Source organism: Mucilaginibacter sp. FW306-07-L (assembly GCF_058782065.1).
In genome coordinates, this window is sequence record NZ_JBYSXI010000001.1 from 1,467,628 (window position 1) to 1,480,229 (window position 12,602).

Annotated in this window: 11 protein-coding genes; 2 read left to right on the plus strand and 9 right to left on the minus strand. The window is 44.0% G+C overall.

Going from position 1 to position 12,602, the window contains the following annotated elements:
- The first annotated feature begins 8 nt into the window (after window positions 1–8).
- Entirely contained in the window at window positions 9–1,523 is a 1,515-nt protein-coding gene (locus tag AC3WJC_RS06615; RefSeq protein ID WP_492398283.1) for a S41 family peptidase, read from the plus strand.
- A 61-nt stretch (window positions 1,524–1,584) separates the two neighbouring features.
- Here AC3WJC_RS06615 and smc read toward each other — a convergent pair whose 3' ends face one another.
- The 7 genes from smc to nfi all read right to left on the minus strand — a co-directional run bounded on the left by smc (window position 1,585) and on the right by nfi (window position 10,217).
- Window positions 1,585–5,124 (minus strand): chromosome segregation protein SMC, encoded by a 3,540-nt coding sequence (gene smc, locus AC3WJC_RS06620; protein WP_492398284.1) that lies wholly within the window; start codon window positions 5,122–5,124, stop codon window positions 1,585–1,587.
- A gap of 115 nt (window positions 5,125–5,239) precedes the next feature.
- Window positions 5,240–6,028, minus strand: a complete 789-nt coding sequence (locus AC3WJC_RS06625) for a PhzF family phenazine biosynthesis protein (protein ID WP_492398285.1) — start codon at window positions 6,026–6,028, stop codon at window positions 5,240–5,242.
- Window positions 6,029–7,489 (minus strand): hypothetical protein, encoded by a 1,461-nt coding sequence (locus AC3WJC_RS06630; RefSeq protein ID WP_492398286.1) that lies wholly within the window; start codon window positions 7,487–7,489, stop codon window positions 6,029–6,031.
- Window positions 7,486–8,460: a pepsin/retropepsin-like aspartic protease family protein gene (locus tag AC3WJC_RS06635; protein ID WP_492398287.1), complete on the minus strand. Its 975-nt coding sequence runs from the start codon at window positions 8,458–8,460 to the stop codon at window positions 7,486–7,488. Before AC3WJC_RS06635 ends, AC3WJC_RS06630 begins: the two co-directional genes overlap by 4 nt.
- Window positions 8,461–8,526: 66 nt before the next feature.
- Window positions 8,527–9,189 (minus strand): ATP-binding cassette domain-containing protein, encoded by a 663-nt coding sequence (locus AC3WJC_RS06640; RefSeq protein ID WP_492398288.1) that lies wholly within the window; start codon window positions 9,187–9,189, stop codon window positions 8,527–8,529.
- Complete coding sequence (locus AC3WJC_RS06645) at window positions 9,164–9,490, minus strand: hypothetical protein (protein ID WP_492398289.1); 327 nt, start codon at window positions 9,488–9,490, stop codon at window positions 9,164–9,166. Before AC3WJC_RS06645 ends, AC3WJC_RS06640 begins: the two co-directional genes overlap by 26 nt.
- Window positions 9,491–9,512: 22 nt before the next feature.
- On the minus strand, window positions 9,513–10,217 hold the full coding sequence (nfi, locus tag AC3WJC_RS06650; RefSeq protein WP_492398290.1) for a deoxyribonuclease V: 705 nt from the start codon (window positions 10,215–10,217) through the stop codon (window positions 9,513–9,515).
- Window positions 10,218–10,302: 85 nt separating this feature from the next.
- On the opposite strand from nfi, the gene AC3WJC_RS06655 reads away from it, so the two are divergent.
- Window positions 10,303–10,674: a hypothetical protein gene (locus AC3WJC_RS06655; protein ID WP_492398291.1), complete on the plus strand. Its 372-nt coding sequence runs from the start codon at window positions 10,303–10,305 to the stop codon at window positions 10,672–10,674.
- Window positions 10,675–10,719: 45 nt separating this feature from the next.
- Here AC3WJC_RS06655 and AC3WJC_RS06660 read toward each other — a convergent pair whose 3' ends face one another.
- Both AC3WJC_RS06660 and AC3WJC_RS06665 read right to left on the minus strand, forming a co-directional pair.
- The gene (locus AC3WJC_RS06660; RefSeq protein WP_492398292.1) at window positions 10,720–11,580 is read right to left on the minus strand and encodes a sigma-70 family RNA polymerase sigma factor; all 861 of its coding nucleotides are present in this window, start codon (window positions 11,578–11,580) and stop codon (window positions 10,720–10,722) included.
- Window positions 11,581–11,690: 110 nt separating this feature from the next.
- Window positions 11,691–12,530, minus strand: coding sequence for an MBL fold metallo-hydrolase (locus AC3WJC_RS06665; protein ID WP_492398293.1), 840 nt, complete (start codon window positions 12,528–12,530; stop codon window positions 11,691–11,693).
- Window positions 12,531–12,602: the final 72 nt, after the last annotated feature.

Here is a 12,602-nt window from a genome sequence, read left to right on the forward strand (position 1 = left end):
TTAGACAGATGAAAAAATATTTTTACACCGCCGCTTTTTCTTTGGCCGTACTGGTTACCGCTTGCAAAAAGGAAAAAAACACAAGCGGAGAGGAAGATAGCAATGTTTTCCCGACTACAGGCTCTACATCAGAGAAGGTTAAGGACTCGGTTTTGCTTTATGCCCAGGAGGATTATTTATGGAATGATCAGGTACCAAGGTATAGTAAATTCAATCCACGTTCCTTTACCGGATCTACCGAGTTAGAAGCGTTGCAAAACGAAGTTGATGCCTTATCGCAGTATGCAAAAAATTCTTCGGGGCAGGTGTTTGAATATAACAGGTCAAGCCCTGGCACATCAAAATATTCATTTATTGATGATGGCAGTACCTCGGGCGAGTTAGGTGGCCAGGCCAAAGGCGATTTTGGTTTTGAACCACGTTTTGGTGCCAATGGTGATTTATACATTAAGTATGTGTATGCGAATTCGCCAGCCGGAAATGCCGGAATAAAGCGTGGTTATAAAGTGACGAGGATAAACGATCGTACGTCATGGAATCCGAATTCAAATACAGACATACGTTATATTGTTAATTCGTTTTACGCCAGCAACAACATTAAATTAGGCTTACAAAAACCTGATGGCTCAACGGTTAACATTGATATTAACGCCGCGAGTTATGCAATAAACCCGGTGGTTTTTTACAAGGTATTTGCTGTAGGAAATAAAAAGATCGGCTATATGGTCTTTAACGCGTTTACGTTCCCTGAAAATGCACAACCAAAAATTGATCAGGCATTTACTCTTTTTAATAGTGAAGCTATCACTGATCTAATTGTGGATTTACGTTATAACGGCGGGGGATCAGTAGCTACAGCCGATTACTTATGTAACCTGATTGTGCCGTCGTCGAAAAATAACCAGTTAATGTATACCTATTACTTCAATCAAGGCTTGCAAGACAATAAGTTTACACTTATAAACAAAAGCGTTTTTGATAGTAAATTAACTGCCGGATCGTTTAAACCTGAAAATAATCAGGTGAAATTCAGCAAAAAAGGGTCGTTAAATTTAAGCAAGGCTGTATTTATTGTATCCGGCGGAACCGCATCAGCCAGTGAGTTAACAATCAATACCCTGTTGCCGCACATGGATGTAAAAATTGTAGGTGAAACAAGCTATGGTAAACCTGTAGGCTTTTTCGCTATACCTATAACCAAGTATGAGTTATATATTCCGGAGTTTGAAACCCGAAACTCAGCAGGTAAGGCTGATTATTACGCCGGTATGGCACCGGGCTCAACTAATTTCCCGGGTGTTGAGGCTGCCGATGATGTCGCTCATGATTTCGGCGACGCGGATGAAGAGTGTACACAACGTGCAATCAGCTATATCACCACCGGAAACTACTTGTCGTTAGCTAACCAACAAACCAAGCGTGTAAACGCTGTGCGTGTACTTTCTGTTGATCAAACACGAGACTTAGGCTTGAAATTGGAAAGGCCGCACTTTAAAGGTATGGTTGCTAATAAATTAAAATAGTAATTAGAGCTACTTATAATGATTTACACAAGCGGTGCTGAAAAGCATCGCTTTTTTATGCTTAATCAGCCAGTTCACGCAGGTCTACCGGTACCACGCGGGATATGCCTTGCTCAACCATGGTTACGCCATAAATAACATCGGTACTGGCTATGGTGCGTTTGTTATGTGATACAATGATGAACTGCGAATCTTTAGAGAAAGTGCGGATAATGTTGTTGAACTTATCAATATTGGTATCATCAAGCGGGGCATCCACCTCATCAAAAATACAAAAGGGGGCAGGCTTTAACAGGTAAAGCGAAAACAGGATAGCCGTAGCCGTCAGCGTTTTTTCGCCGCCCGATAGCTGGTTGATAGACAGTGGTCGCTTACCCTTTGGCCTGGCAATAATGTCAATGTCCGACTCAAGGGGTTTGTCCGGATCGGTCAGGATCAGGTCGCAGGAGTCCTGCTCGTTAAACAAGGAACGGAATACTTTAATAAAACTTTCGCGCACCTGTATAAATGCCGACATGAATTTTTCCTTTGCCGTATCGTCAATCTCCTGAATAGTGGCTAATAAGGATGCTTTAGCTTCGGCCAGGTCACGCTTTTGGGTCTGGATAAATTCATAACGTTCATTCATCTCATTATAAGCCTCAACCGCCATAGGGTTTATCGCCCCAAATTCATCCAGTTGCTTTTTCAGCTTATCTGTTTTCTCACGTAGCTCGTCTTCGTTCTCGCCTTCCGGTATCGCAGTGTCCAGTAAATCCTCTATTTCTACATTAAACTCTACCGAGAGGCGCTCTTTCAGGCTGTTCAGTTCTATTTTAAGCTGGTTGCGCTTATCGCGAAGCTCATTCTCTATCAGCTCGGCATTATCCTTTTTACGGCGCAGGGCAGCTATCTCATTTTCAGTTTCGGCTATTTTGCCGCGCCAGGCATAATGTTCCTGCTCGGCTTGCTGGGTGGCTTTTTCAAGCAGTTCCTTCTGCTCGTACATCTCAAGCAGGTCATCATCGGAGTGGTCTGCCTGTTGCAAATTCTCATGGATAGCAGCCTTCACCTTTTCCATCTCGGCACTGTTTTGCCTTATCCGGCTATCCAGGTTTTCCTGTTGCGATTCGCGGTACTCGATATCCTTAAACAAGCCCGAAACCTTGTTTTGCTGCTGGTGAAAACGGATGTTCTCCTGGTTGTAAGCGTTTGAGCGTACGGTAAACATTTCGTTCAGTTCGGCAAAGTCGGCTTGTTTTTCAAGCATCTGTTCGTTCTGTATCTGCTTTTGGGTTTTAAGTTCTTCCAGTTCGGGTTTCAGCTTTAGTACATCCTGCGTAATGCTGGCTATTTTATTGGCGATATCCTGCTTGCGGTTCAGGCTGTTCTCAATAAAGGCCTGGTATTGTTCCTGCCGGGTTTTTATGGTGATCAACTCTGTATTCAGTTTGCTGAGTTCCTGTTGCTGTCGGCGTATCTCGGTCGCTTTACCTGCCGCTTTTAACGCCGTTAGTTTATCCTGCTGATTTTGCAGTTCTGTTCGCCCGGTATTCACCTGCGCGTCAATGCTCCTGATCTCTTTAAGTAAATTCTCCAGGTTTTTGGCCCGGCCTATGCGCTTACCTTCAAACAAACCTACCGAACCTCCGGCCATAGTGTGTTTTGATTTATTGAACTTACCGCTCTTACCCAATAGCACCATATCCGCAGGTACAGCAATGTTATTCAGATCCTGCTCGGCATCATCATTTATCAAATACACATTTTTAAGCAGGTGGCTGCACAGTGGCTGGTATCGTTTATCCACCTCAATAACCGATAGGGCCTGTACCCGGTTATCAATTACAGCCGGAGTTGCCATTACTTCACCATCATAATTGCTTAATATGAAAAACTGTGCCCGGCCACGAGATGCATTACTCAAAAGGTTGATCGCCTTAATAGCTTCATCATAAGTTTCAACCACGTAGTGGTTCATCAGCGGCTCCAGGTAATTTTCAATGGCTACGCGGTATTCTTCACGGCAAAACAATACATCACTAAACAAAGGCGCGTTTTTTGCCCAGTCCGTATTTTTTTTCAGGAAACGGATAGACTCCGGGAAGCCTTCGAGGTTGTCAACCAAACTTTTGGTCAGGTTATATTCATTCTGTTTGGCATCCAGGCGGCGGCCTTCGGCGGTAATAGTATCTTTCAGGGTAGATATATTGGTTTCGGTCTGGCCGATCTGCTCCTGCAACTTATTCTCAAAATCAAGCGCGCCCTGGTGTTCGCTTTCCAATGTTTCAACCCGTGTTTGCAGTTCAGCCACGGCCTGGTTAAAGTGCGATAGCTCGGCCTCCTTATTGCTGGTATCTTCAATATTGCGCTGGCTTTCCTGTTCGAGGGCCTGCTGCTGTATGCTGAATATCTCCAGATCCTTTTCAGCTTTATAAACCTGGCTTTGCAGCCGGTTATTGATGCTGGTCAGTTCGTTCAACTCATTACGTGCTTCGGTTTGTTGTTCACGCAAATCGTCTACAGCTTCTTTAAGTTCGGCCACACGGTTTTGTATGGTTTGCAGGTTTTCATCTTCCTGCATTTTTTCTTCGGCCAGGCGTTTCAGGTTATATAGCACATGGTTAAGCTGGTTGCGGTCGCGTTCCAACTCCTCATTAAGGCGCGCCTCTTTATCCTGCTGAAATTTAAGCTGCTCGTTCTTTATCTTTTTCTCACTCTCGTAAGCCCTGATCTTACTTACAAATTCGTTAGTGGTTTTTTGCTGTAGCGACAGATTTTTTTCCTTGGTGATGCTATCCAGTTTTTGTTGCTGAACAATCGCCTCTAAACTATCAATCTGTGTAACAATGCCCGATTTATCCGCCCGGTGCTTTTGTTCCTCATCCTCAATACGTGCCAGCGATTCACTGAAAGAAGCAATGCGGAAAGATGCCAGCGTTACACTAAGCGCTTTATATTGGTCGCGCAGGCGATAGTAGCGCTCCGTTTTCTTGGCCTGGTTCTCGAGGGTCTTTAAATTCTTTTCTATCTCGAACAGCAGGTCATCAACACGCGCCAGGTCAGCTTCGGTATCGCGAAGCTTATTAAACGTTTGCTTTTTGCGGAGCTTATATTTTGATATACCCGATGCTTCCTCAAAAAGGTTACGGCGCGATCCTTCCTTATTGGTGATGATCTCGTCGATCATTTTGAGTTCGATGATCGAGTAGGAGTCAGAACCGATGCCGGTATCCAGAAAAAGGTCGGTAATATCCTTTAGTCGACATTGCACATCATTAAGGCGGTATTCGCTATCGCCGGTTCGGTACAATTTGCGGGTAAGCGTAACCTGCGAAAATTCAGTAGGGAGTATATTCTTAGTATTATCAAACGTGAGTGATACCTCTGCCAGGTTAGCCGCCTTACGGCTTTTGGTGCCGTTAAAGATGATGTTCTCCATCTTTTCCGACCGTAGGGCACGGGTGCTTTGCTCGCCCAACACCCAGCGTATCGAGTCGACCACGTTTGATTTCCCGCAGCCGTTGGGGCCAACAATCCCGGTAACGCCATCATTAAAATTGATGGTGATCTTGTCCCCGAAACTTTTAAAGCCCTTAATTTCTAATCGTGTAAGCTGCATGCGCCCTTTAGCTCCCTTACGGGGATGATATAAAAGTGAAATATACTAAACATCCCCGTTTGTGGCAATAGAGATGTTTAGTAGCGAGTATCAAACTTTTATATCGCGCTTGTAGTTACAAATAGATTTCGCCCTTTAAAAACGTTACCGCTTTACCCGCCATCAAAACGCGGTCTCCGTTTAATTTACACCAAAGTTCACCTTTACGTGCGGATAGTTGATAGGCGTGCAGCTCATTCTTTCCCAGTTTTTCGGCCCAGTAGGGTATCAGGTTACAATGCGCCGAGCCGGTTACCGGGTCTTCATTTATACTGGCGGCCGGCGCGAAGAAGCGTGATACAAAATCGGTCTCTACACCCGGCGCGGTAATAATTATGCCAACGGTTGGTATTTTTGCCAGCTTCGCAAAATCCGGCGAGGCGGCGCGTATGTCATACTCATCATCATAAACCAACATATAATCGCGCGAGCGGAGTACTTCAACAGGTATTTTCATGCCAAGGGCTTCTATTAACCCATCCGGTAATTCGGCGGGTTCCGCAGGGCGGGAGGGGAAGTCCATGCTATACCTGTCGCCATCTTTGTTTACTACCAGTGTACCGGCTTTAACGGTTTCAAAATGTATGGTATCGGCCGTGTAACCAAGTTCGGTAAACAATATGTGTGCTGTGGCGAGTGTTGCATGGCCGCAAAGGTCAATTTCATACTCCGGTGTAAACCAGCGCAGTTTATAGCCCGCATCCGTTTTTACAAAAAAAGCTGTTTCGGCAAGATTGTTCTCCACGGCTATCTTTTGCATCAGTTCATCGGGCAACCACGCATCAAGCGGACAAATAGCGGCGGGATTACCGCCAAATAACCGGCCGGTAAAGGCATCAACCTGGTAAATTGGTAATTTCATCATTTATATTGTTTTGGTTGAGGTATCAGGATCTATCCAAACCACCGAGTTGCCGCTGTCAAACTCATTGCTTTCCCATTGCTTGTTGCCGGGGTCAAGCAGCCAGTTGCCATCTACAATAAATTTATAGCGCGTTTTGCCAATGGGTAACTTAATGTTCAGCACCCATTCATCGCCCTTGCGGCCCATGGTATACTGGTCAGGGTTCCAGTTATTAAAGCTGCCTGCAACCCGTACGCTTTGCGCGTTAAGGTAACCGCGCAGTTTAAAGGTGTGGTTGGGTTTAACCGCTATAAATGAATTGGTTTCGCCGCCTTCGTTAACATAGCAGGTATTGGCCGGGTCGGTTATCCAGTTACCGTCAACAATATATTTGTAGCCATAATTACCCTCGGGGATGATAACCGGCAATTGCCATACATTATTAATTTTTTTAAGATAGATCCGCCCGGGCTGCCAGTTGTTAAAGCTGCCTGCAAGGCAAACCTTACTGGCATTGGCATAGCCTTTCAGCCTGAAATTTACGGTTTCGCCCAGGTTGATCACCGAGGCGATCAAGCCCCTTTCATCATTGCCTTTACTCTTATTGGCCGGGTCGGTTATCCATTTACCATCCAGCATAAAACGGTACAGAAACATACCATCGTGCAGGTAAACGGATGCCTGCCAGTTATTGCCCCGTCGCGTAAGCGGAATCTCATTAACATTCCAACGGTTAAAGCTGCCAGCTACCATTACTTTGTTTGATTTTTGAAAGCCTTTAAGCGTAAACGTATAATTGTACCGGTAGTAAATAGAGTTTACATGGTCAAACCCATCAGGCTGGGTAAGTTTATTATTAACGTCATGCGTCCAGTTACCGTTGATGATGAATTTATAGGCATAAATGCCGGGCTTGAGCTTAACGTCTGTTATCCAGCCGCTGTCCGTTTTAAGCATGATGCCTTTTGACAGGCTCCACATGTTAAAATTGCCCGACAGAAATACCCGCCTCGCTTTCAGGTTTCCGGGTACAAAAAAACGCGTCATCCCGTTGGGTAGTTCATGTACCGTTTGGCGGCTAAATTTGTTTACCCCGTAAAGCACATCCGCCGGGTAACCGGGGCTGCCCTCACCGTTAACAGAATTGGTAGTAATTATAAAGGGTTGCTGCGGTGCCGGGCCGTTAAAAGTTATATTGATGGGCCGGTTAAACTGCACCTTAAAACGATCGTTACGGGTAAGTTGCCAGCCCTGCGAGGTAAGCGTGTTATAATCGCCTTTTAATATTTTGGCGCTGATGCCGTTGCCGTTAACACCTGCACGGGTAAGTATGGTATCGAGGTAGTTCTTAGCGGAGCGTTTATCAATAAGTAATATTAGCTTATCATTACCCATGGTAAGGCTGTTACGTTGCTGGGCAAGCATAGGTAAGCCGCCCGCAAGCAGCAGAATGACAATAACCAAACACCTCAAAAACTTCATACCTTATAAGTATACATCGCAAACTCCTTTTTCACAAAGTTTATTGTAAATACTCCGCGCATAAAAAAGTCGTAACCCAAAATTCCGTCAACCGAGTGGCCGTAGGCCTTGCCCATGTTATCAAGGCTGGTTAATACCACCTGGTTTTTGGTGAACAAGTTTTCGCCCACAGTAAGCTGATCTAATTTAGCATAAATTATTTCAAACTTGGAGCCGCCCACGCCGGTTAATTTTGAGGTGCTTAATACTTCAAAGTTTTGGATGATCTTTTTTGAACGCCTGTAATCAAGCAGATTGGTTTCTGCCCCGGTATCAAAGGCCATCCAAAGGATATTGTTATTTATAGAGGTTTTAAGAAATATAACGTCATTCATCAGCTTAAAACCGGTTTTCATGAATGGTTTGCTGAAGGGAAGTTCGGCCTGGTTAATTTCACCTTCGCTGTTTAGCCTGTGTATATAAAGTACATTGTTAAAAATATCAACCGTAATGGCCAGCTTGGCAAACAGGCGAGTGCCTAATAAGCCAAGTATCTTGATGTTTCGCCCGTTCTCAATAGCCGAAAGATCGGTAACGTCGGCCTTTAAGCGCTTGTAGAACAGATCAAGTATAGAGAAATTTTGCACCTCGGTAATAAAGGAATTGGCAACCTCGCCATTTACCCCGCCTGATTCCTGGTTGGCTATCCGGGGCATATCCCTGAAATAAGTGCCGTTAAGCACCAGGTGAGGGGCGCCGGTATCCAGTACAAAATTACCCAATATACTATCAACCTTGGCTTCAACAATAATGAGGTTTCCGGCCCGCTTGATAGGTACAACCAGTGTACTGAAATCACCATAAGGATCGGGCGCGGGGTCGTCAATCGTACTGAAAGAAATACCACCTATGCTGACATGGCCTGCATGGGCGTTCGCCCGAACGCCCACTGCCAGCAAAATCACAATAAGGTGTATTAAAAACTTGCGCATCAGTAAGGTTGTATAGGTATATGACGGTGTAACATACCCTTGTGTTACACCTTATACGTATAAAATTTACACATGGCTTAAATAATTGTAAGTAACCAGGTCATTAGGGCTGGTTACGGGGCGCGTATACCCATTGTCGAGCAAAATTATACGGTTGCTCACATCAAGTACATTGTAGTATTGATGGTCGGTAACTATAACGCCCTTTGTTTTAGCGAACTGTTTGATCAGTACTTTCAGATCATCGGCCTGTACGGGCGAAATGTGTGTGAAGGGTTCATCAAGCAAAATAAAATCGGCGCTGCTGCAAATAAGCATCAGTGTTTCCAGTTGCCGCAGTTCGCCGCCCGATAGCTGGTTAACGGTTTTATGCTGATGCTGCTGAAAGGCAGGCCTGCTGCTAAACTCATCCCACAGTAAGGGATCGACAAACGGTTTGGCCAGTTGATGTATTTTGATGCCTGTTGGCAGATAATTATGCTGCGGCAAATAGGCAATACGATTGTTGAGATACCCCTTTTTTATATAATGGCCATCAATGCTTACATATTTATAAGTGCAGTTAAGGCTGCCGAATATAATGCGCAGCAACGACGACTTGCCGCAACCATTACGGCCAAGTAAGCCCACAACCTCACCGGTTGTGCAGTCCAGATAAATGTCCTGCAATATTTTGCGGCCATCAAACTCAAGTTGAACGCTATCAACCTTTAATGTGTGCGAGGGCATAAAAAGGGATTAAAATGATGGTTGACAGAAGGATGAATAGCAGCGTATCTAAAATAAAAATATAGGTATACATCTGCCTGGCGCTGTAACCGGCATTGCGATAGTAAAAGTAAGATTTTGCTGAGAAGAAGTACTGATAGCTGATACACACCAGATAGCCGAATAGTTTGAGTATCAATACCACAGGCATGGCCGCTAAACCCAGCTTGATGAGGTTAAAAATGGCGCAAAAACTAAATATGAGGTTGATAAAAAATACAGGGCGATAAAAATGAAAGATGAGCGTTGCCAGTCTTTTCATTTTTTATTAATTGTGGTACAGGTTAGCTGAACAGGTCATGTTGATTGTTGGGCGCGCTGCCGTTAGCTATCCGGATCTTATTCACCAGCAGGTGCGCCTGGCGTGTAGGTTCGGGTATGCGGTATCCGCGGAGGCATTGCTTTATCACCTCAACGCTTTGGGGGATATCAATATTATTACCCGGCGAAATAAATAAGGGATTACAGTTGCGTTTGCTGCGCAGGGCCACGCCAACCTGCTCCCCTCTGTGGTATAAGGGGCTTTGGGCCATTGGCTCGTTACCCGGCTCGTGGTAGGTGCCTGCCAGTCGGCTTTTGGCGCATCCGAGCGTTGTAGCGCCGGTAACCAGGCCAAAATGGGTGGCGATACCCAAACGGCGTTCATGCGCTATGCCCTGCCCGTCGAGCACCAGCACATCCGGTTTGTTTTCCAGTTTGTTCCAAGCCTCCAGCAAAGCGGGTACTTCACGAAATGCCAGCAGGCCTGAAATGTAGGGAAACGATGTGCGGCTGATGGCGGTAGCGGTGCCAATGATCTTGAGTTCCGGATAGCTGAACAGCACAATTCCCGCGTAAACCGTTTCCTCATACTTGTTGAATGATATATCAGCCCCGGCAATGGTATGTATCGGCGTATCGAGCGGTTTTATCTGGATTTGTTGACGCAGTTCCTGTTGGTAAGCGATAGCTTCGGCAGGGGTGAGGTGTTCGTAATCGGTGGGTAGCATGGTTGATTAACAAAAAGTGCAATGTGATGTTCAATATCACAAGGTGTTGTTTACATTTAGATTTTAAATAATAAATAAAGGTGTTATGATAGTGCCAGTAACCGTGGTATTAAGTTTAAGTAAGCGATTAAATCTGCCATATAGCGTTGAGCAGCAAGATTGGGATATCGAACTTGCAGATCCGGATAGATTATTAGAATTTATTGAGATAGCATGTGCTGAAGAATTGCCAGATGACGAACGGCTTGCACTTGTTATGCTTATATTATCATCTTACGATGATTATCTCGAAAAAGAAATTGATAACGAAAATAGGTTATGGAATAGAATATCTGAGGTATTAGATAAAGATTTTGACAAGTACAAAGAGATCCTTCAGTACTGGGCCTTAGAAAACAAAAATGATTATTTCAGTATAACTCCTTTGGTACGTAATTATTTAAACAATAGAAATTAATATCAACAAAAAAGCCTTCCGAATTTTTCGGAAGGCTTTTTTGTGTTAACCTAAATATGATTTCAGGATCTTACTCCTGGAGGTGTGCCGCAGTCTTTGCAGTGCCTTGTCTTTTATTTGCCTTACACGCTCACGTGTCAGGTTGAATTTTTCGCCTATCTCTTCAAGTGATAGGGGGTGATTACTACCTAAACCAAAGAACAACACGATGATCTCGCGCTCACGCTCAGTTAAAGTTGATAATGAACGTTTGATCTCCTCTGATAATGATTCGTTGATCAGTATCGAGTCAGTATTGGGTTCGTGGTTTTCCAGTACATCTAACAATGTATTTTCTTCACCCTGAACAAACGGCGCATCCATTGATACGTGACGGCCTGAATTACTCAGTGTGTCAGATATCTTATCAACCGTAGTTTCTAATATATCGGCAAGTTCTTCAGGCGACGGCTCACGCTCGTATTCCTGCTCAAGTTTTGAGAATGCCTTGCTTATTTTACTTAATGAACCTACCTGGTTCAATGGTAAACGTACAATACGTGATTGCTCGGCAATAGCCTGCAATATCGACTGACGAATCCACCATACCGCGTACGATATAAATTTGAAACCCTTGGTTTCATCAAAACGCTTAGCTGCTTTAATCAGGCCAAGGTTACCCTCGTTTATTAAGTCGCCCAGTGTTAAACCCTGGTTTTGGTATTGTTTTGCAACAGAAACAACAAAGCGAAGGTTAGTTTTGGTAAGGCGTTCAAGAGCAGCCTGGTCACCTTCGCGTATCTTTTGTGCTAAAATTACTTCTTCTTCGGCAGTTATCAGGTCAACTTTACCAATCTCGTGAAGGTATTTATCAAGTGATTGCGATTCACGATTGGTAATGGATTGTGTTATTTTGAGTTGTCTCATCTATTTATATAACCTCGATTCTTTATTATGAGAATTGAACGTGCAAAGGTACAAAATTGTTCGCTATTTTGCACTGTAATATAGCATGTTTACACAAATATTATAGTGCTTTATATATCCTGCAAATAAAACGTTTCTTTTAAACGTATACCTTTTTCGGTTTGTTGCAGGGTACAGCATTCATTTTTAGCATCATGCTCTAAAAACAAAATATAATTATTTTCCACGGCTTCCGTTAAAAACGTTTTCTTTTCGTTCAGCGTAGTCAGCGGAAACATATCATAAGCCATTACATAGGGCATAGGCAGGTGGCCTACAGTTGGCAACAGGTCAGCCATATATAACAGCTTTTTACCTTTATAGCTTATTAACGGCAGCATTTGCGCGTCAGTATGCCCGTAAACAAATCTTACGTCAAAGTCAGGTAAAAAACTTATGCCGTCTTTTTCTTCAATAAACTTTAATTGTCCGCTTTGCTGTAATGGTAAGATATTTTCGCTTATAAAAGATGCCTTTTCACGCTCGTTTGGGTTGATGGCCCAATCCCAATGGCGGGCATTACTCCAGTATGTGGCATTTTTAAAGGCAGGCAACAGTTTTTCACCATATCGGATTACTGAACCGCCTACATGGTCAAAATGCAGGTGGGTTAAAAATACATCGGTTATATCATCCCGGTAAAAGCCATGCCCGGCAAGTGAGCTATCCAACGTAGCATTGCCATGCAGGTAATAATGACTAAAAAACTTTTCGCTTTGCTTGTCGCCAATGCCGGTATCAATAAGTATTAACTGGTCGCCTTCTTCAACCAGCAGGCAGCGCATGGCTAAGTCGCACATGTTGTTGGCATCCGCCGGATTAGTTTTGTTCCAGATAGCTTTAGGCACCACACCAAACATAGCGCCGCCATCTAATTTAAATAAGCCGGTATCAATACTATACAGATTCATGGGCGATGGTAGTTTAACGGTTTTGCTGTTCCTGTTAAAAACAAAAACATGGTTCAATATCCCTTTACAGGA